This window comes from Streptomyces sp. JK94, assembly GCF_053613315.1.
The window spans coordinates 111,803-131,384 of record NZ_JBSICH010000007.1; the positions used below are offsets into that span (position 1 = coordinate 111,803).

Consider the following 19,582-nt stretch of genomic DNA (forward strand, 5'->3'; position numbering starts at 1 on the left):
GCACCCGGTCACACGTTCTGCGTCACTTCCGCGTGCGACCTCCGTCCCATCCCACGCCGCCCGGCGGGCCCCAGCCCTTAGACTCCCTCGCGTGACACGCTGTGGGCCGATTGGCAAGATGGCCCAGGCGGTCGGCAAGTGCGGTAACAGGAGGGAAGCGTCTCGTGAGCAGCAGGCCATCCCGAGGCACTGCTCGCCTCGCAGCCATACTGGACGCGCTGCCGGACGCGTTGGTCCTGGTCAACGCGAACGGCACCGTCGTCAACGCCAACACCATCGCGCTGGAGGCCTTCGAGACCCCGGGCACCGCGCTGGTGGGGCGCGGCCTGCTGGATCTGCTGCCGCAGTTCGACTCGCGGCTCATCCCCGGGTCCATGCGGCGGCCGGACCACATCGACCCGCGGGCGCGCACCAAGCCCACGCGGATGGTCGCCCGGCGCACCGACGGTTCCGAGTTCCCGGTCGAGGTCACCAGCGCCAACCTGGAGACCGGCCAGCAGGCCTACGACACCTACGGCTACACCGCTGACGAACTGCTGATGCTGGTCGTCCGCGACCTCTCCGGCACCGTCGACACCGAGGCCGAGCTGGCGCGTTCGCAGCGGCAGACCGAGATGATCCTGCGGGCCGCGTCCGAGGGCGTCGTCGGCACCGACACCGACGGGCGGATCGTCCTCGTCAACCCGGCCGCCGCCCAGATACTGGGCTACCGGGCCAGCGACCTCGGCGGCCGTGAGCTGCACACCCTCGTCGCGCACTCGCGGGCCGACGGCTCCCCCTTCCCGTACGACGAGTCCCCGCTCGCCGACACCCTGCGCTCGGGGCGCAAGCACCGGGTGCGCGGGCAGGTGCTGTTCACCAAGAGCGGCGACCAGCTGCCGGTCGACCTGACGACCGCTCCGGTGCGCGACGGCGACCAGCTCGTCGGCGCCGTGATGACCTTCACCGACCGGCGCCCGTACGACGCGCTGGTGCAGGAGCACGAGGACGCCGAGCGGCGGCACGCCGGAGAGCTGGAGCGCCTCGCCGCGGAGCACGCCGCCGAGCTGGCCGCCCTGCGCCAGGAGCACGCGAGCGAGCTGGAGGAGCTGCGGGAGAAGCACGCGGAGGAGACCGCCGCGGACGCGGACCGCTACGCCGCGCTCGGTGAGCGGGAGAAGGACCGCTACGAGGCGCTCGCCGCCCGGCACGAGCAGCTGCTCACCCTGCTCGGGGGTTCGCTGCGCGGGCCCCTGGACGAGCTGCGCCAGGAGCTGGCCGCGCTGGCCGCGGACGACGCCGGGCAGTTGTGGCCCGAGGCCAACCAGGTGCTGCACCACCTGTCAGCCGGCTACTCGCGCATCACCACCCTCATCGACAACGTCCTCGGCTACCAGCGCCTCGACGTCGGCAACGAGACCGTGGCCCGTACGAAGGTGATGCTCGACGCCGTCGTCGCCGCCGGTGTCGACGGGGCCGTCGAGCTGATCGGGCCGGGACGCGTGCAGTTCGCCGTGCACGCGCCGCCCATCGAGGCCGAGGTCGACCCGCGGCTGCTGGCCATCGCGCTCGCCCACCTCGTCGCGGACGTCGCGGGCGTCGACGCCACCGGCAACTCGCCCGTCTCGGCGACGGGCGGCTACCTGGACAACACCGTCGTGGTCGCGGCGGCGCAGCGCGGCGAGGGCGTACGCATCGAGGTGCGCGGGCCGTACGCCGGGGGAGACCCGGTGCACGAGCCGATCGTGCGCGGGATCGTGCGGGCGCACGGCGGCGTACTGCAGACGCACGAGGTGCCGGGCATGAGCGGCAGCGCGTACGTGCTGGAGGTGCCGATCGGGGGCGGCGCGGGGGCCGACGTGGCCCCCGCTCCGGCACTGGCCCGGGCAGTAGCGGTACCCGCCGGGGCACCGGCCGGCGAGACCGAGGGCGCCGCGGGGGCGGGCGCCGCCCCAGCCGTCCGGGAGGCGGTCGTCCACGAGCCGGCCGCCGGTGGCGGACGGCGGCGCGCTCGGCGGGTGTCGGTCGACGCGTTCCTGGAGAGCGGGGCCGCGGGCGCGGCGGACGAGGGTGCCGACGGCGCCGCCGCCGATCCGGGTGACGGAGGTGCCGCACCGACCGGGCGGCGCAGGCGGCGTGCCGCACAGAGCGAGGAGCAGGCCGCCCAGGCCGGGGCGGGGCAGGCCGGGGCCGTCGGGGGACAGGCCCGGGCGTCGGCCCCGCTGCCGGTTCCCGCGCAGGCGGCGCCGGGCGAGGGGGCCGGCGGGACCGGACGCCGGCGCGGGCGTCCCGCCGATCACGCGGTCGCCGCCCCGGACGAGCACCAGGGAGAGCCCGCCGGGGTGTCCGAGGGTGCCGTCGTCATGGCCGGCGAGCACGGTGGAGGGGCCGCGGCCTCCAACACCGGTCTCGGCGGAACCGTACCGCCGCAGGGCGTTCCCGGACCCAGCGGCCGGCGGGCCCGGCGGGACGGCGGTGAGCAGCACGCGCTGCCCCCGGCGCTGCCCGCGCAGGCCGGCGAGGCGGACCCGGCCGACGCCGACCGGCCGACCGGACGCCGACGCCGCGCCCTGGCCTCCGCGAACGAGCGTGCCGCCGCGCAGGAGGCGGCGCCGCGTCAGGTCTTCGCCCTGCCGCCCGCCGACGCGGACCGCCCGTCCGACGGGACGGCGGAGCCGCACGGGACGCCGGGAACGGCCGAGACGCAGGGGGTGCCGGGCGGAACCCACGCCCACGCCCACGCCCACGGGACGCCGGGTATGGCCGGTCCCCGGAGGGCCCCGGGCATCGCCGAGGCGCACGGGACCACGGAAACGACGGACGCCCGTGCGGCCCAGCCGGCCGAGCCGTTCCCGACGCACGGGTCGGCCGGGGCCGTGCCGCCCGCAGGGGTGGCACCGGGGCACGTCCAGGTGCCCGGCCCTGCTGTTCCCGTCGGCGCCCCGCTCGACGACGGCCGGCACGACGCCGTACCGCACCACCAGGCCGACGACCACACCCCGCCGCAGCCACACCCGGCCGAGGCACCCACGGGGCGCCGCCGCCGGGCCGGGGCCGCCCCCCAGCAGGCCGAGGAATCGGTGCCGTTGCCGGCGCAGGGCGGCCCGGCACCGGGGGCGCCCGTGCACGGGGCCCCGTTGCCGCCGCAGAACACCGCAGGTCAGGGCGAGGGCGCACAGGCCGTCCCCGCGCCGGTCCCCGCGCCCGCCCAGGTCGCTGCCCCCGCTTCCGCCCCCGCACCCGCCCTCGCCGAGGCGCCCCGGTCGGCCGAGGCCGACGCCGGCACCGCTCCGCCCACCGCCCCCGGCCTGGACGACGGTCAGCCGTGGCCCGGCGCCGCGGACCCCTCCGGCACCGGGGCCCCCGCGCCGTCCACCGGAGCCCCTGTACCGCCCACCGGAATCGCCGCGCCGCCCCACGGTGCCCCCGCCCCCGCGCCGACGGCCGCTCCCGGGCCCACCGGGGCGATCCCCGCCGGGCCGTCGGCCCCGATGCCCCCGCCGGGCGTCCCCGTCTCCACGCCGAGCCGGGGCACGCCGCTGCCGCCCGAGAACGCTCCCGCCCCCCGCACGGCGCAGCCCCTGCCCGCCGAGGCGTCCGCGCCCGTCGACCCGAACTCGACCCAGGGACGGTCGATCAGCGTGCGGACGCTGGGCCAGGGCGTCCCGTTCAACCGGCAGGCGCTCCAGGTGCAGCAGCCGCCGGCCACCCCCGCCCCGCAGCAACCGGGCGGCTCGGGTCGGCGCCGCAAGCTGGGTACGCCGCCCGACCCGGGCCCGGCCCGCCCGGAACCGTCGGCCGAACAGCCGCCCACCGCCGCGCAGCACACCGCGCAGCAGCAGCCCCAGCCGCAGAGGCAGGGGGCGCAGGGCCAGGGCCAGGGGCAAGGGCAGGAACAGCCGCCCCTGGCCGGCGGACAGCCCCGGCGCACGCCGGGGACGGAGGGCGTCGGACGGTCGTACGCCATAGGGGCACCGGACAAGAACGCCGCCGAGGGGCCCGAGCCGCTGGACGGACCCGGTGGGGCCGTGGAGGTGGCGGACCCGCCGCGTCCGCAGCCGATGGACGACGAACTGCCCCCGGAGCCGCTGGACAACCCGCGCCGGCTACTGGTGTGGCCCGCGCCGGACGTCTCCACGCAGCAGGCGCTCAGCGACCGCGGCTACCGGCCGGTGATCGTGCACTCGCGCGAGGAGGTCGACGCGCAGATCGCGGCGTTCCCCGCCGCGCTGTTCGTGGACCCGCTGACCGGGCCGATCACCCGCACGGCGCTGCAGTCGCTGCGGCAGGCGGCGGTGGCGGCCGAGGTGCCGGTGCTGGTCACGGCCGGACTCGGACAGGCCTCGCGCGACGCGGCCTACGGCGCCGACCCGGCCGTACTGCTGAAGGCGCTCGCACCGCGGGACAGTGAGCAGCACCCGCCGCGCGTCCTGCTCATCGAGGAGCACGCGGAGATCGCGCTGGCGCTGACCGCGACGCTGGAGCGGCGCGGGATGCAGGTGGCGCGGGCGGCGAGCGACGCCGACGCGGTGGCGCTGGCGGGGCAGTTCCGGCCGAACCTCGTCGTGATGGACCTGATGCAGGTCGAACGGCGCCAGGGGGGCCACGCCGGGATCATCGACTGGCTGCGCGCGAACGGGCAGCTCAACCGGACCCCGCTCGTCGTCTACACCGCCGCCGTCGACCACGCCGACCTGCCCCGGCTGGCCTCGGGCGAGACCGTGCTGTTCCTGGCGGAGCGTTCCACCAGCGGCGAGGTGCAGTCCCGGATCGTCGAGATGCTCTCGCGGATCGGGACCAACTGACGTACGAGGGCGGGGGAGTACCGTTCCCCCGCTCCTTTCCCGTTCCCCCCGACCCTCTCCCGTCCCCCGCTCCTGCGCTCGCCCGCTGCTCCCCACCGCGCCGCCGTCCGAGGCCGGGCCTACGGGCGCACCGCTCCGCCTACGGGCGCCGGCCCTGCACGCGCTACGCCGCCCTCGTCGCTACGCCGCTCAACCGCTATACCGCCATCGTCGCTACGCCCCTACACCGCTGCCCCGCTGTCGTGCCGGCCCGCGACGATCCTGCGTGCCGCCTCCTTGATCGAGGTGCGCAGGCGGTCGGCGTCCGCGGCCTCGCCGCCCACCAGGACGCGCTTCATCTGGGGCACGACCGAGGCCCAGTTGGCCATCGCGACCAGCAGGAAGAGGAGGTCGGGCGCCGGGATGGCGTCGGTGACCACGCCGCGCGCCTGGCCGTCCCGTACGGCGGCGACCTTGCGGGCGTAGTGCTCCTGGCGTTCGGCCTCGTGGGGCAGTTCGGCGGTGCCGTACTCCAGGCCCTCCCAGAAGAGGAGGCGGAGCAGCTCGGGGTGGGCGGCGTGGTAGTCCATGAGGCGGTCGACCCAGCCCTCGACGTCGTCCGGGTCGACGGGGACGGAGACCGCGAGGTCGACCATCTTCTTCTCGAGGACGGACGCGAACAGCTCGCTCTTGTTGCCGTAGTAGGCGTAGATGAGCTGCTTGTTGGCCTTGGCCTCGGCCGCGATGCGGTCGATGCGGGCGCCGGCGATGCCGTGACGGGCGAATTCGGCGACCGCGGCCTCGAAGATCCGGGCCTTCGTGGCCTCGGGGTCTCTTGCTGCCATGGGGACAGGGTAGCGGGGCGGTCGAGGTAACCAACCGTTTGGTTGACAGAGGTGGGAATGAGGGCGAGACTTCCGGGGCTGGTTCCAACCAACCAGTTAGTTGTTAGTGTGCGCTCGAAGGAGTCGCTCCGCTCATGTCGTCACCGTCAGCAGCCGACCGGACCACGCCGGAGACCGAGGCCCGCGGCGCCCTCCGGGAACGGCCCTCCGCCTCCTCCCGCCTCTTCCTCCCCCTGATCGCCGTCTGCACCGCCGTCACGGCCGCCAACATCTACCTCGCGGCGCCGCTGCTCCCCCTCATCGCCCGGGACTTCCGCTCCACCCCGCCGGCGGTGGCCTGGCTCGCGGCGGTCGCGCAGTTCGGGTACGCGGCCGGCCTGCTCTTCTTCGCCCCGCTCGGGGACAGCGTGAACCGGCGCCGTCTCGTCGCCGCCCTCTCGCTGGCCGCCGCGGCCGCCCTGGTGGCCGGCGCCGCCTCGGGCGGGACCGGCATGCTCGCGGGTGCCGTACTGGTCGCCTCCGCCGCGACCGTCGTCCCGCAGCTCCTGGTCCCGCTGGTCGCCGAGCGTGCGCCCGCCGACCGCCGGGCCCGGCATGTCGCGGCCGTCATCGCGGGCCTGTTCACCGGCGTCGTGGCGGCCCGGGTGCTGGGCGGGCTGGTCGGGCAGGCCTTCGGCTGGCGGGTGGTGTTCGTGGGCGCCGCCGTACTCACCGCGGTACTGGGCCTGGCGACCGCGTACGCGCTGCCCGCCGAACGGCGGCGGCGCCGGGGCCCGCTGTTCTCGGGGCTCGCCGCGCTGCCCGGAGTGGTGCGCCACTCGCCGGACCTGTGGCGGGCGTGCGTGCGCCAGGCCGGGATGTACGGCGCCTGGAGCGCCCTGTGGACCTCGCTGGCGCTGCTCCTGGCCGGGGACGACGGGTACGGCATGACCACCGCCGCGGCCGGGCTGTTCGGCCTGTTCGGGCTGGCGGCGAGTGTCGTCGCGCCGCTCGCGGGCGGTCTGGTCGACCGGTTCGGTGCCGCCAGGGTGGTGCGGTCCGCGTATGTGCTCGCCGCCGTGTCCGTCCCGCTCTTCTGGCTGGGCGGGCGGATGATGGCGGCCCTGTGCGCGGCGGCGGTCCTGGTGCACGCCGCCCTCGTCGCCTCCCACGTCGCCAACCAGACCCTCGCCCTGACCACCACGTCCGCCCCGGCCACCGCGAACACGGCCTACGTCGTCTCCGGGTTCGCGGGCGGCGCCCTGGCCTCTGCCCTCGCGGGGCCCGCGTTCGGCCGCAGGGGCTGGCCCGGAGTCTGCGCGGTGGCGGGCACATGGCTGGTGCTGGGGTGGACGGCGACCGCCGTACGGAAGCGGTGAGCGCGGGGTGTACCGGGTGGCGGGACCCTCCCGGCACCCCCGCACCGGTCAGAGCCGGGTGACGTCCAGGCCTCCGTCGGCGTACTGCCTGCGCAGCACCTTCTTGTCGAACTTGCCGACGCTCGTCTTCGGCACCGACTCGATGATCGTCCAGCGCTCCGGGAGCTGCCACTTGGCGATCTTGCCGTCCTCGGCGAGGAAGGTGCGCAGGGCCTCGAAGCCGACGCTCGCGCCCTCCTTGAGGACGACCGTGGCCAGCGGGCGCTCGCCCCACTTGTCGTCGGGGACGGCGACCACGGCGGCCTCGGCGACGTCCGGGTGGGCCATCAGGGCGTTCTCCAGCTCGACGGAGGAGATCCACTCGCCGCCGGACTTGATGACGTCCTTGGCGCGGTCGGTGAGGGTCAGGTAGCCGTCGGGGGAGATCGTGCCGACGTCGCCCGTCTTGAGCCAGCCGTCCTCGCTGAACTTGTCGGCGGGACGCAGCGGTTCGGCGCCGGGGCCGTTGTAGTAGGCACCCGCGATCCAGTTGCCGCGGACCTCCAGCTCGCCGGCGGACTCGCCGTCCCAGGGCAGGCGCTCGCCGCCCGGGCCGGTGAGGCGGGCCTCGACGCCGGCCGGGAAGCGGCCCTGGGTGAGGCGGTAGGCGAACTCCTCCGCCGTACCGACCGCGTGGGCCGGCGGCCGGGCGACCGTACCCAGCGGGGAGGTCTCCGTCATGCCCCAGGCGTGGCAGACCCGCATGCCGAGCGCGTCGAAGGCCTCCATCAGCGACGGCGGGCAGGCCGAGCCGCCGATCGTGACCTGGGTGAGGGCGGAGACGTCCCGCGGCCTGGCGGTCAGCTCGGCGAGCAGGCCCTGCCAGATGGTGGGCACGGCGGCGGCGTGCGTCGGCTTCTCGCTCTCGATCATCTCGGCGAGCGGCGCGGGCTGCAGGAAGCGGTCCGGCATCAGCATGTTGACGCCGGTCATGAAGGTGGCGTGCGGCAGCCCCCAGGCGTTGACGTGGAACTGGGGGACGACGACCAGCGAGGTGTCCTCGTCGGTCAGGCCCATCGACTGCGCCATGTTGACCTGCATCGAGTGCAGGTAGATGGAGCGGTGGCTGTAGACCACGCCCTTGGGGTCGCCGGTGGTGCCGGAGGTGTAGCACATGGCGGCGGCGGCCCGCTCGTCCAGCTCGGGCCAGTCGTACGTGGCCGGCTTCCCGGCGATCAGGTCCTCGTACTCGTGCACCTGGACGGACACCCCGGCCAGCGGGGAACGGTCGCCCGGACCGGTGACGACGACGTGCTCGACCGTCTTGAGGTGCGGCAGCAGCGGGGCGAGCAGCGGCAGCAGTGAACCGTTGGCGATGACGACCCGGTCGGCCGCGTGGTTCACGATCCAGGCCAGCTGCTCGGGCGGGAGGCGCAGGTTGAGGGTGTGCAGGACCGCGCCCATGGAGGGGATCGCGAAGTAGGCCTCGACGTGCTCGGCGTTGTTCCAGGCCAGCGTCGCCACACGTTCGTCGCCCTGGACGGCGAGGTCCTCGCGCAGGGCGTGCGCCAGCTGGGCGGCCCGGGCTCCGATCTCGGCGAAGGAGCGGCGGTGCGGCTCGCCCTCACCGGTCCAGGTGGTCACCTGCGAACTGCCGTGGATCGTCGACCCGTGGGTGAGGATTCTCGATATCAGCAGCGGTACGTCCTGCATCGTGCTCAGCACGGTGTCCTCCCGGGGCGACATTGCCTACGCGGCGGCAAGAGTTGCGCTGATTCTGCGCACATACCGCGCGGTATGTCACTACCTCCGGATGATCGATCAGTGGGCGTTCCCCGGCGCTCTCCTGTCCCGGGCCCTCACAGAACGGCTCATCACCGGACGAACAGCAGCTCAGGGTCCTCGCGGAGCTTGCCGAGCGCCCGGGACACCGCCGACTTCACCGTGCCCACGGAAACCCCGAGCACTTCGGCCGTCTGGGCCTCGCTGAGGTCCTCGTAGTACCTGAGGACGACCATCGCCCGCTGCCGCGCGGGCAGCTTCGTGATCGCCCGCCACATCGCGTCGTGCAGGGCCTGCCGCTCCGCCGGGTCGTCGCCGCCGGCTACGGGCTCCGGCTCGGGCAGCTCGTCGCAGGCGAACTCGTCGACCTTGCGCTTGCGCCACTGCGACGTCCGCGTGTTCAGCAGCGCCCGGCGCACGTAACCGTCCAGGGCGCGATGGTCCTCGATGCGCTCCCAGGCCACGTACGTCTTGGTGAGCGCGGTCTGCAGCAGGTCCTCCGCGTCGCTCGGGTTCGCGGTCAGCGACCGGGCGGTACGCAGCAGCACCGGCTGGCGGGCCTTCACGTACGAGGAGAACGACGGGTACGGAAAGGTCTGCGCCCTTGCTGCCACCAGGGTCGTGGTCATGGCCCCCGCCATGACTGAACCCCTGGCCGGGACCTTGGCCGGAGCCTTGGGCATGGCCTTGGGCATGGCCTTGGGCATGGCCTTGGGCATGGCCTTGGGCATGGCCTTGGGCATGGCCTTGGGCGTGGCGGCGTCCGAAGCGCTGGAGCAGACGGATGTGGTCATGGCTCAACGCTAAGAGCGCGGGGGCCTCCGGCGGATCGGCCGCAAGTCCCGAAGCAGAGTCCGCCTCAGGTTGTAGGGGTGGTGCCGGCTGCACCTCCTGTAGGTGGACGAGGGGAGGAGAGCCACTGCGGGTTCGCCCCTGGGGGCTCCGCCGGGCACGGGCTTGGGCGGGGAGCCGTCAAGGGCTTCCGGTGCGGGCGGGGAGCCGTCAAGGGCTTCCGGTGCGGGCGGGGGTGGGTCTTTAGGGCTGTTCCGCAGGTGTGCGGGCGGGGGTGTGTCTTTACGGCTGTTCCCCGGCTGTGCGGGCGGGGGTCTTGGGCGACTCGCGCGGATGGGCGATGCGGGTGGGCTTGGGCGACTCACGTGGGTGGGCGATGCGGGCGGACGGGGCCTCGCGCGGGCGGCGCACGGGCGGGCATGCGGGCGGACGGGGCCTCCCGGAGGCGGCGCGCGGGCGACTGCGGCTCCTCGGGACCCCACGTGAAAACGCCTGCGCGGCGATACCGGAGTACCGCCGCCCAGACGTCTTGCGACCCCATGAAGCACACCCGCACAGAGACTGAGGGGCCGGCGTGGGAGCGCACCCGCGCCGGCCCCTCAGGTCACCACCACAGCGGGGTGAAGCTGACGGCCACGTTGTCGTTGCCCTGGTTGATCGCGTTGAACGCGGAGCCGTCGACCTGCGCGGTGTTGCTCTGGTTCGAGGCCCCCGAGCCGACCGCCTGCTGCTGCGTGGTGGACGAGTTGCCGTTGTTGTCCCCGCCGACTCCGCTGCCGAGGATGCCCGCGAAGGCCTCCGAAGCGGTCGCGTTCGATCCGTCGTCCGCGATAGCGCCGTTGTCCGCCGTCGCCACACCGCTGAAGAGGGCGGCGGCGAGCGGGAGGGCGGCGACAGCGGCGACGACGCGGGCGGTACGGATGCTTGCCATGTTTCGTTCCTCCAGAACAAGTGCGCACCGGCTTGAGCCGAGAACGCGAGAAGTACGTGAAGCTGCCAGGACCTGCGTGAAGTCGCGTGAAGCGGTTTCCACTAGGGCTTGTGTCAGGGCAGTTGGCCGACCGCCTCGACGCTGTGCACGACGTCGCGTGATCAGAGTTGCCCACCGCATCCCGGCGAACCACCCCGGAAGCCCTGATTCGCCCTCAAGCGTGAGAACAAGTCGATAAACCCTTTTGCTTCTCTTCCGTACCAGTCCAGGACAGCTGGGGCGGCGCCTTCTCAAGCGCCACAAGCGGTGAAGCGTTCCCGCACTTCTTCCGCACCGCGCGCCTCCCCGGCGCGTCGCGTGCACCCACCCTTCCCTTTTTCGAACAGACGTACGAACATGGAAGCATGGCCCCCACAGAACGGCAGGCCACGACACCGGCCCTCGCCCACGCCCTGTCAGCCGCCGCACGCGGACTGGCCGTCATCCCGCTGTCCCGGACGAAGCTCCCGGCCCTGCGCTCGCCCCACCGAGACGACCCGGCCCCCTGCCACGGCGGGTGCGGCCGCTTCGGCCACGGGGTCCACGACGCCGCCACCGACCCGGCCCGCGTCCGCGAACTCTTCGCCGCCGCCCCCTGGGCCACGGGCTACGGCATCGCCTGCGGACTGCCCCCGCACCACCTCATCGGCGTCGACCTGGACACGAAGTCGTCGACGGACTCCTCGGCCGCGCTGCGCGAACTCGCCCTGCGCCACCTGTTCACGATCCCGCCCACAGTCGTCGTACTGACTCCCAGCGGAGGCCGGCACCTGTGGCTGAGCAGTCCGCCCGACGCCGTCGTCCCCAACTCGGCCGGCCGCCTGGCCCCCGGCATCGACGTCCGCGGCGCCGGCGGCTACCTGGTCGGCCCCGGCTCCCGCACCCGGCACGGCGCGTACACCACCGCGCCCGGTACGGCCCACCTCGCCCCCGCGGCCTGTCCGCCCGCGCTCCTGCGCCTCCTGCTGCCGCCGTCCCGTCCCTCCCGGCCGGCGCGGGCCGGCGCCGAGGCACACGGCCAGGGACTCGTCCAGTTCGTCCTCGCCGCCCACGAGGGTCGGCGCAACACCCGCCTCTTCTGGGCCGCCTGCCGCGCCTACGAGGGGGGCATCGGCCCCGCCCTCTTCGCCCCCTTGGTCGAAGCGGCCCTCACGACCGGCCTGACCGAACCCGAGGCCCGCACGACGATCACCTCCGCGGCCCGCGTGACGGGCCACCACCCCTGACCCGGCCGGCCCCCGCTCTCGGCACCCCCACCCGTCGTCGCGCACCCCCTCGGCACGAACCCCGAAAGACCTTCATGCACGACCGCCCCAAAGCGCCGGCCATGTCACTGACCCGCGTCGTCCTGTCGTCCGGCCGCAGCATCGACCTGACCGAGCTGCACCTCGCGCCGACGTACGGCGGCCTGCTGGAGGACTATCCGTGCAGGCCCGTCAACGACCTGCGCATCAAGGCGCTCGTGCACGCCGCCGAGCGGATGTCCCCGACCGCGCCGGTGCACCTGGTGCCGCCCCCGCGCGAGTACCCCCACCAGTACGCGGGCGCCCTCGGCCCCGTGGAAGTGCTGCCACGCGTGGCCTGCGTGGGGCGTTTCTCCTCCGCGGCCCTCGACCCGGCCAACGACCCGTTCCTGCACCGCTCCGGGCTGACCGTCGTCTGGTTCCAGCCCACCCCACGGGTCCCGTCCGCCCGCGACACGGAACCCGCTCTGCGGGACGTCGACTGGCCGGGCCTGGCCCGGGACTACGAGCTCTGAGGCAGGCTCGGTGCACTCGTGGCCTCGTGTTTCTGCCACGGACCGACGCCCAGCTCGCCCGTGGTGCCGAGGTCGAGGCAGGGCGCGACCACCACGGGGTCGGAACCGGACTCGGCCCGCACCCTGACGTACGGCACGGTGACCGCCTCACCGGACTGTGTGGTGTTGCGCCACGCCATGCTCGCCCCGGCGGACTCGCCCGGCCGCAGGGTCACCGGCCGGACCGGCTCTCCCCCGCCCGCCATGGGGATGCCGTCGGTGCCGCGCAGGATCTCGATCCCGTCGACCGGTGCGAGTTCCTCGTCGAGCAACTCGAGCACCGGGTAACCCTCGACGGAGTACGGGCGACTGCCGCAGTTCTCCAGGTGCAGCCCTACGACCCGCAGCCCCATGGCAGCGTCCCCCCGGTCCGCGGTGAGACGCAGTCCGGACGGCGGGCAGGAACCGGCGGGCGCCGGCGCCTCGTCGGTGGGCACCCGCTTCACGTCGAGGATCCGCACGTGCTCCGCGTCGAGACGCTGACCACTCAGGTACCCGATGCCCTCGAGCGTGCGCCGCACGGTCCGCCCCGCCGCCACGGACACCGTCTCCTCGGAGTCCGACATCGTCCTGCCCTGGTCGTCCACCAGGGAGAAGGTGATGGTGTAGGTGAGGGACTCGGCCATCCGGTTGGTCACCGCGTACGCGACCACACACGGGGACCCGCCCTCCGCGCCGAAGGACTCGCCCACCCCCGGCAGGCTCTCCGCCGTGACGGACACCCCGGGCCGCCCGCTCGTCCCACCCCCGGGCGAGGCACTCGCCCCCGCACCGTTCCCGGCCCCGGCGGTCCTCTCCACCATGCCGGCGATCCGCACCCCGTCCCGCTCCCGCCCGGCCCCGACGGCAGAACCGGCAGAGCCATCGCTGCTGGCGGCACCGGAGGCACCGCTACTGGCGACGCCACCGGACGTCGTCCCGACCCCGCACCGGCTCTCCGACGACGTACCCTCTCCCCCCGTACCTCCCCCTCCCGACACGGCGGACTGGGCGCCACAGGCACCGAGCAGAACACTGGCGACGAAAGCTCCGGAGACCGAGAGCGGCACGCGGAGGCGGGGGATACGCATCGCCCCACCCCACCAGCCCGGCCCTCCAACCACCATGGCGCACCCCACACTTCCGGTCACATCCCTGTCACAGGAACGCCCCGCGCCTCACAGCGACGACCACGGCGGCAAGAACGGCGGTCACCACCAAGCTCCCCACCATGACCATCCCCACCCCGATGAGGGGAAGAGGCCGCCGGCGTCGGCCGACCCTTCGTAGTAGGTGGCAGCGGTCAAACCGACGGTCACGCCCGGCACCGCGCCCACGGCGTGCCTCCGTCATCGTTCCATGCCCCCAGCCTTCCGACGCCCGCTCGGGCCGACCAGAGCACATACTCAGTTCCTCCCGAACACGGGCACCGAGACCACGTGGGTCCAACGCACGCCCGACAGCAACAACCCGCCACCACACCCACCGCACACGCCGACGGCCCCTGACCACAACGCCTGGTCAGGGGCCGTCAATCACCGCGGTGGGTGTGGGATTTGAACCCACGGTGACATCGCTGCCACGACGGTTTTCAAGACCGTTCCCTTAGGCCGCTCGGGCAACCCACCCACGCACCGGCCCACCTGGGACGGAGCGGGTACAGCGTACCGGTCCCGGGCGTTGTGCGGGGTCCGTGGGCCGTCGTGCTGGCGGATCGCTTCGGAGTTCTCCACCGGCTTCCGGTGCGGCGGGGAGCCGTTCCGTCGGGCAGGTCGCTCCGTGCCCGTGCCTGAGCGGCGGGGCGGGGGGTCAGTCGTCGCCGACCTTGGAGCCGAGGGTGAGTTCGGTGGTGTTTTCCTTGCCACCGCGCTCGTAGGTGACCGTGACCTCGTCGCCGGGCTTGTGGGTCCAGATCTCGCCGATCAGGGTCGGGCCGCTGTCGATCACACGGTCGTCGAGCTTGGTGATGACGTCGCCGGGCTTGAGGCCGGCGTCGGCGGCGGGGCCGCCCGCTTCGACGGGGTCGGAGCCGTTGACGCCCTGTTCGGTGAGCTTGGCACCGTTCGTCGTCTCCTCCAGGGAGACGGAGGCGCCGATCTTCGCGTACACCGGCTCGCCGGACTTGATCAGCTGCTTGGCGACGAACTCGGCCTGGTTGACCGGGATGGCGAAGCCCAGGCCGATCGAGCCGGCCTGGCCGGTGCCGAAGCCGCCGTTGCTCGTGGACTGGATCGCGGAGTTGATCCCGATGACGTTGCCCTGCGCGTCCAGCAGCGGACCTCCGGAGTTGCCCGGGTTGATCGACGCGTCGGTCTGCAGGGCGCTCATGTAGGACGCCTTGCTGCTGCCACTGCCGTCGCTGGAGGCCACGGGGCGGTTCTTGGCGCTGATGATGCCCGTGGTCACCGTGTCGGACAGGCCGAAGGGGGCGCCGATGGCGATCGTGGAGTCGCCGACCGCCACCTTGTCGGAGTTGCCGAGGGGGAGCGGGTTCAGGTCGGAGGGGGCGTTCTCGAGCTTGATGACCGCCACGTCGTAGCCCTGGGCGTGGCCGACCACCTCGGCGGCGTACTTCTTGCCGTTGGGGAAGGTCGCGCTGAGCTTGCCTCCGTCGACCGCCTCCGCCACCACGTGGTTGTTGGTGACGATGTGGCCCTGCTTGTCGAAGACGAAGCCGGTGCCGGTGCCGCCCTCGCCGTTGCTGCCCTCGGCCTGGATGGTGACCGTGCTGGGCAGCGCCTTGGCGGCGACGCCGGCGACCGTGCCCGCGTCACGCTTGAGGGAACCGCCGGTGTCGGACGCGGCGACCGTCGTGGAGCCGGTCTCGTCGTTGTTCTTGGCCAGGGTGTAGCCGAGGCCGCCGCCCAGAGCGCCCATGACCAGTGCGGCGACCAGGAACCCGGCGACCAGGCCGGTCCGGCCGCGGCCCGGCTTCGGCGCGGGTGGCTGGTACGAGGCGCCCCAGCCGCCGTGGCCGTCGCCGCCTCCGCCACCGTACGTCGGGGCGCCCGGCGGCGGGGGCGGAGGCCAGGAGGCGTCGGGAGGCGTGTGCCCCTGGGGTGCGTCCGCCGTATGGCCCTGGGATGCGTCCGGGCCCTGGTTCGCGGGCTGCTGCTGCGCGGGGGCGGCGGGGGCGGCAGCCGGCCCGAAACCGTCGTGCGGCGCGGGCGAGGGCGCGTGGGACGGCGGCTGGTCCGGGTACGGCGCGGCCGGCTGGGCGGAGGCAGCGGGAGTGTCCACCGGCACGGGGGGTGCTGACGGGGCCGGGGGTACCGCGGTGCCCTCGTTCTCGGTGCTCACAGCTTCTCTCCTAGTTCCACGGCTTCCACGGCTGTTCCTCGGTCACTGCGGTCACTGCGGTCGCGCTCGGCCACGCTCACGCGGCGCTCCACGGTCCGGCCCTATGCAGGTGCGCGGTGTTCTTGTATGCCATCAGCTTTTCCCACGGGCCGTCAGAGCACCATAAGCGGTTGCTGTGGGTTCACGATCGCCCTTTATATCGGTCATCGAAGACTAAACGGGCAGGCTGACGATGACTCCGGTGGTACGTCTACCCGTACGCGGTGACACCATGACGCGGTGACCCACGCACGACAGCACCGGATTCAGGTCGTCGCCCACCGGGGAGCCTCCGAGGAGGCCCCCGAGCACACCCTGGCCGCGTACCGGAAAGCGATCGAGGACGGCGCGGACGCTCTCGAGTGCGATGTCCGCCTGACCGCCGACGGTCACCTCGTCTGCGTCCACGACTGGCGTGTCAACCGTACGTCCAACGGCCGCGGCGCGGTCTCGGCGCTGGAGCTCGCCGACCTGGCCGCGCTGGACTTCGGCGCCCGCAGGACGAGGGAGTTCTGGCGCACCCGCGACGAGCAGCCCGACTGGGAGCACCGGCCCGAGGACCGGGAGGAGACCTCCGTACTGACCCTGGAACGTCTGCTTCAGCTGGTGTCCGACGCGGGGCGGCGGGTGGAACTGGCCATCGAGACCAAGCACCCCACGCGCTGGGCGGGGCAGGTGGAGGAGCGGCTGCTGCTGCTCCTGAAGCGGTTCGGACTCGACGCCCCGGACTCGGCCGCCGAGTCCCCGGTACGCGTGATGAGTTTCTCGGCCCGCTCACTGCACCGGGTACGGGCCGCGTCGCCGACCCTGCCGACGGTCTATCTGATGCAGTTCGTCTCGCCGCGGCTGCGCGACGGCCGACTGCCCGCGGGTGTCCGGATCGCGGGCCCCTCGATCCGCATCGTGCGGAACCACCCCACCTACATCGAGCGCTTGAAGAGGGCCGGCCACCAAGTCCACGTGTGGACGGTGAACGACACCGACGACGTCGATCTCTGCGCCGACCTGGGCGTCGACGCCATCATCACCAACCGGCCGCGGGCGGTACGCGACCACCTCGGTCGCTGATCCGTCCGCGCCTCTTGACCCGGCGGTCTCCCTGGCGCATTCTCCCATCCCGGCCATACCGGCGATTTCCAGCCATGCGCATACGGGAGTGCTCCGGCGCGTTCGGTACGTGTTCGACCGTGTCGAATGCGTCACTGGGCGGAGACGGGCCGGTTTCCGGTTCAGGCCGGGAGGGCATCCACACCGTGGCGTGGGACGAAGGAGGTCTCGGGGGTGGCGTTGGTGGTGGCACAGGAAGTGCCCACGTCGTCGAGCATGGCCGTTCCTCATGGCCCTGCGGGCGTGGGGGAAGCGAGGCACCGCATGCGGGCGCAGTTGCGCAGCGGCGGTGTGGCGGAATCGGTCATCGACGACGCCGTACTGGTTCTGTCGGAACTCTTGAGCAACGCGTGCAAACACGGTCGCCCGCTGGGCGGCGCCCTGGCGGGGGACGGCGACGTACGCGCCGCGTGGCAGGTGGACACGGGCGGCCGGCTCGTCGTGGAGGTCACGGACGGTGGCGGCCCGACCCGCCCGGCACCGGCGACCCCCTCGATCACGGCGCACGGCGGCCGCGGGCTGAACATCATCACCGCGCTCGCCGACGACTGGGGCGTACGGGACAACGCCCGCGGAGAGGTCACGGTCTGGGTCGTCGTCCACGACGCCGTGCACGACCCGGACGCCGCGCACCGGCGCCACGACTTCGCCACGCGGATCACGGCACCGGCGGTGTCGGAACTCCCCGGTCTGGACTTCGCGGACGCCTTCGACGACCTCCGCTGACCCGGTCGGGTCGACCCCGTGCCGGGCCGCCGCGACGGGTCCGGCACGGACGCGCGGTGGGTCCGGCGCGGACGCGTGGTGGGCCCGGCGCGGACGCGTGGTGGGCCCGGCACGGGGACACGCGGTGGGTCCGGCTCCGAGTCACTCGGCGACTCGCCCTCCGGGACATAACGGCGGCTCGCGCTCGGGGATGCAGCGGCGGCTCGCGCTCGGAGAACGCGCGGGAAGCCGCACACGGGCCTTGGACCCGTGCGGCCGGCCGCACGCGGGGCGTGGGACACGGGCGGCCCGGTGCGGAGTGCCCGGCACCGTACGCGACATGCGGTCCGTCGGCTGCGGGGCGCCCGGCACGGGCCGTCGGACACCGGCCACAGGACACGGGGCGCAAGACACGGGGCGCAAGACACGGGGCGCAAGACACGGGGCGCAGGACACCGGCCACGGAACACGAGGCGCAGGACACCGGCCGCAGGGCACGGGCCGCCCGCAAGCTTCCCCCGCGCCGGCTGGCGACCCGTTGTCCACAGGGCCCGTTGTCCACAGGGCCCGTCGGCCAGGGTGCGAACGGCTAGGCTCGCGCCCGTACGGAATGAGCCGCAACCGGGAGACACCCACGATGGCCAAGAAGCGACCCCAGACGAAGGCCAAGCGGCCGCAGCTCACCGACGGAGAGATCCCGGTCGTCGGTGCCCGCGAGCCCTGCCCCTGCGGCAGTGGCCGCCGCTACAAGGCCTGCCACGGCCGGGCCGCCGCGCAGGCCACGACCGCGCTGGTGCAGCGCCCGTTCGAAGGGCTGCCCGGCGAGTGCGACTGGGTGGCCCTGCGTGAGCTGGTGCCGGCCGCCACGGTCGAGCTGACCCTCAAGGACGGCCTGCCCGAGGGCGTCCCCTCCGTCACGCTGGCCACGGTCCTGCCGATGGCCTGGCCGGCCCTGCGCCGCGACGACGGCAGCGTGCTGATCGGCCTGCAGAACGACACGGCGTCGGGCGACCTCAGCCGCGACCTCGCCGACACCCTCCAGCAGGCGCTGACCGCCGCGCCGGGCACCCCGGTGCAGGGGCGCCGCGCGCCGGCCGACGGTCCGCGACTGCAGGACCTGCTCGCTTCCGAGGGGGCGTTCGAGCCGACGGTGCACTCGGGCTTCGAGTTCTGGGTCCCGGACCCGGAGAACGCCACGCCGGAGGTGTCCGCCTCCCTGGAGCGGGCCAACGCCGCGGCCATCCCGACCGTCCGGCTGCAGAGCGTGGACGCCGCCTACTGGTGCGAGACTCCGGAGAAGAACCACCTGCGCTGGGTCATGCCGCACGAGGAGGAGCGGCTTCTGGACGCTCTCGCCCGGCTGCACGCGGCGGGCCGGTCGTCCCTCGGCGAGGGCACCCGCCTCGTCGGCTCCTTCCGCGCGCACGGGCTCACGGTCCCGGTGTGGGACCTGCCGAGCGGGGTCACCGCGCAGGACGTCGAGAAGCCGGCGGCGGAGTTCGCCGAGCGCCTCGCCGAGGCTCTGGGCACGAACGCGCCGCTCACACCCGACGAGCGCCGGGCGCGGGGTGGCCTGACCAACCGGCAGGTCACCCTCAGCTGACATACCGTCACGGGCTTTGCCCCGGCTGACCGACCGGTCAGCCGGCGCCCCGGCCGGAACATGCGTGACTCCGGTCACAACTCCCGCTGGAGACAAGCCGATCCGTGACCGGAAAACAGGAGATCGAATTTGCTAACCGCCAATCTCTTGTTACCGTTCGAGTAGCCCGGTTGCTGGTGCATCCCCCGTCGCCAGCAACCGGGTCTTTCCATGCGCCCGGTCGCACACGCACCGCAGTCGCCCGCCAACTCCCCGTCCCGGTACGGTCGTTGCCTGACCGACCTCCGCGGCTCCCGGTCCCCGCACTCTCGCCGCTCCGATCACCGCGCCACTCTCGCCGTTCGGGCACTCGGGCACTCTGACCTGACGCGCGTGACGGAGGTGGCGGGGCCGCGCGGTCCCTCAGGCCCCTCGGACCACCGGGCCCTCTGACCGCGTGGGCGCTCCGACCCCTCGGGGCACTCGGGCCCCTCCCGCCGGGCCGTACTCCCGGCACCGTCCGGCACCCTCGTCACGTCAGCCGCCCCTGTTGCCCACGCCACCTCCGTCACGCGCGTCACAC

The 19,582-nt window shown here is 73.7% G+C and carries 13 protein-coding genes and 1 tRNA gene; 7 read left to right on the forward strand and 7 right to left on the reverse strand.

All coding sequences use genetic code 11. The features are described 5' to 3' along the window. Positions 1 to 164 precede the first annotated feature (164 nt). Positions 165 to 4,784: a PAS domain-containing protein gene (locus tag ACVV2G_RS07145; protein WP_453841735.1), complete on the forward strand. Its 4,620-nt coding sequence runs from the start codon at positions 165 to 167 to the stop codon at positions 4,782 to 4,784. 221 nt (positions 4,785 to 5,005) lie between these two features. Here ACVV2G_RS07145 and ACVV2G_RS07150 read toward each other — a convergent pair whose 3' ends face one another. Beyond that, the gene (locus ACVV2G_RS07150) at positions 5,006 to 5,608 is read right to left on the reverse strand and encodes a TetR/AcrR family transcriptional regulator (protein ID WP_453841736.1); all 603 of its coding nucleotides are present in this window, start codon (positions 5,606 to 5,608) and stop codon (positions 5,006 to 5,008) included. Between the two features lie 134 nt (positions 5,609 to 5,742). Here ACVV2G_RS07150 and ACVV2G_RS07155 point away from each other — a divergent pair, with 134 nt between their 5' ends. After that, the gene (locus ACVV2G_RS07155) at positions 5,743 to 6,966 is read left to right on the forward strand and encodes an MFS transporter (RefSeq protein WP_453841737.1); all 1,224 of its coding nucleotides are present in this window, start codon (positions 5,743 to 5,745) and stop codon (positions 6,964 to 6,966) included. Between the two features lie 48 nt (positions 6,967 to 7,014). On the opposite strand, the gene ACVV2G_RS07160 is transcribed toward ACVV2G_RS07155, so the two are convergent. The 3 genes from ACVV2G_RS07160 to ACVV2G_RS07170 all read right to left on the reverse strand — a co-directional run bounded on the left by ACVV2G_RS07160 (position 7,015) and on the right by ACVV2G_RS07170 (position 10,450). Next, positions 7,015 to 8,691, reverse strand: coding sequence for a long-chain fatty acid--CoA ligase (locus ACVV2G_RS07160; protein WP_453841738.1), 1,677 nt, complete (start codon positions 8,689 to 8,691; stop codon positions 7,015 to 7,017). A gap of 128 nt (positions 8,692 to 8,819) precedes the next feature. Continuing rightward, positions 8,820 to 9,368 carry a SigE family RNA polymerase sigma factor gene (locus ACVV2G_RS07165; RefSeq protein ID WP_453842044.1) on the reverse strand — a complete coding sequence of 183 codons (549 nt, stop codon included), beginning with the start codon at positions 9,366 to 9,368 and terminating at the stop codon, positions 8,820 to 8,822. Positions 9,369 to 10,123: 755 nt separating this feature from the next. After that, positions 10,124 to 10,450: a hypothetical protein gene (locus ACVV2G_RS07170; protein ID WP_453841739.1), complete on the reverse strand. Its 327-nt coding sequence runs from the start codon at positions 10,448 to 10,450 to the stop codon at positions 10,124 to 10,126. 404 nt (positions 10,451 to 10,854) lie between these two features. Between ACVV2G_RS07170 and ACVV2G_RS07175 the strand changes: the two genes are divergently transcribed. Further along, the gene (locus ACVV2G_RS07175) at positions 10,855 to 11,715 is read left to right on the forward strand and encodes a bifunctional DNA primase/polymerase (RefSeq protein ID WP_453841740.1); all 861 of its coding nucleotides are present in this window, start codon (positions 10,855 to 10,857) and stop codon (positions 11,713 to 11,715) included. Between the two features lie 74 nt (positions 11,716 to 11,789). Beyond that, entirely contained in the window at positions 11,790 to 12,248 is a 459-nt protein-coding gene (locus ACVV2G_RS07180; RefSeq protein WP_453841741.1) for a hypothetical protein, read from the forward strand. On the opposite strand, the gene ACVV2G_RS07185 is transcribed toward ACVV2G_RS07180, so the two are convergent. The 3 genes from ACVV2G_RS07185 to ACVV2G_RS07195 all read right to left on the reverse strand — a co-directional run bounded on the left by ACVV2G_RS07185 (position 12,236) and on the right by ACVV2G_RS07195 (position 15,566). After that, positions 12,236 to 13,009 carry a DUF4232 domain-containing protein gene (locus ACVV2G_RS07185; protein WP_453841742.1) on the reverse strand — a complete coding sequence of 258 codons (774 nt, stop codon included), beginning with the start codon at positions 13,007 to 13,009 and terminating at the stop codon, positions 12,236 to 12,238. The genes ACVV2G_RS07180 and ACVV2G_RS07185 overlap by 13 nt on opposite strands. A 798-nt stretch (positions 13,010 to 13,807) precedes the next feature. After that, positions 13,808 to 13,894, reverse strand: a tRNA-Ser gene (locus ACVV2G_RS07190). Positions 13,895 to 14,075: 181 nt separating this feature from the next. Continuing rightward, positions 14,076 to 15,566 (reverse strand): S1C family serine protease, encoded by a 1,491-nt coding sequence (locus tag ACVV2G_RS07195; RefSeq protein ID WP_453841743.1) that lies wholly within the window; start codon positions 15,564 to 15,566, stop codon positions 14,076 to 14,078. A 279-nt stretch (positions 15,567 to 15,845) separates the two neighbouring features. Between ACVV2G_RS07195 and ACVV2G_RS07200 the strand changes: the two genes are divergently transcribed. The 3 genes from ACVV2G_RS07200 to ACVV2G_RS07210 all read left to right on the forward strand — a co-directional run bounded on the left by ACVV2G_RS07200 (position 15,846) and on the right by ACVV2G_RS07210 (position 19,020). Continuing rightward, positions 15,846 to 16,673, forward strand: a complete 828-nt coding sequence (locus ACVV2G_RS07200) for a glycerophosphodiester phosphodiesterase (protein ID WP_453841744.1) — start codon at positions 15,846 to 15,848, stop codon at positions 16,671 to 16,673. Between the two features lie 213 nt (positions 16,674 to 16,886). Further along, the gene (locus ACVV2G_RS07205) at positions 16,887 to 17,438 is read left to right on the forward strand and encodes an ATP-binding protein (protein WP_453841745.1); all 552 of its coding nucleotides are present in this window, start codon (positions 16,887 to 16,889) and stop codon (positions 17,436 to 17,438) included. Between the two features lie 616 nt (positions 17,439 to 18,054). Next, complete coding sequence (locus ACVV2G_RS07210; protein WP_453841746.1) at positions 18,055 to 19,020, forward strand: DUF5926 family protein; 966 nt, start codon at positions 18,055 to 18,057, stop codon at positions 19,018 to 19,020. Positions 19,021 to 19,582: the final 562 nt, after the last annotated feature.

Bases quoted from the DNA above. Each gene is read 5' to 3' on its own strand.
- ACVV2G_RS07150 (WP_453841736.1), bottom strand. From the start codon at position 5,608: ATGGCAGCAAGAGACCCCGAGGCCACGAAGGCCCGGATCTTCGAGGCC.
- ACVV2G_RS07155 (WP_453841737.1), top strand. From the start codon at position 5,743: ATGTCGTCACCGTCAGCAGCCGACCGGACCACGCCGGAGACCGAGGCC.
- ACVV2G_RS07160 (WP_453841738.1), bottom strand. From the start codon at position 8,691: ATGTCGCCCCGGGAGGACACCGTGCTGAGCACGATGCAGGACGTACCG.
- ACVV2G_RS07165 (WP_453842044.1), bottom strand. From the start codon at position 9,368: ATGGCGGGGGCCATGACCACGACCCTGGTGGCAGCAAGGGCGCAGACC.
- ACVV2G_RS07170 (WP_453841739.1), bottom strand. From the start codon at position 10,450: ATGGCAAGCATCCGTACCGCCCGCGTCGTCGCCGCTGTCGCCGCCCTC.
- ACVV2G_RS07175 (WP_453841740.1), top strand. From the start codon at position 10,855: ATGGCCCCCACAGAACGGCAGGCCACGACACCGGCCCTCGCCCACGCC.
- ACVV2G_RS07180 (WP_453841741.1), top strand. From the start codon at position 11,790: ATGCACGACCGCCCCAAAGCGCCGGCCATGTCACTGACCCGCGTCGTC.
- ACVV2G_RS07210 (WP_453841746.1), top strand. From the start codon at position 18,055: ATGGCCAAGAAGCGACCCCAGACGAAGGCCAAGCGGCCGCAGCTCACC.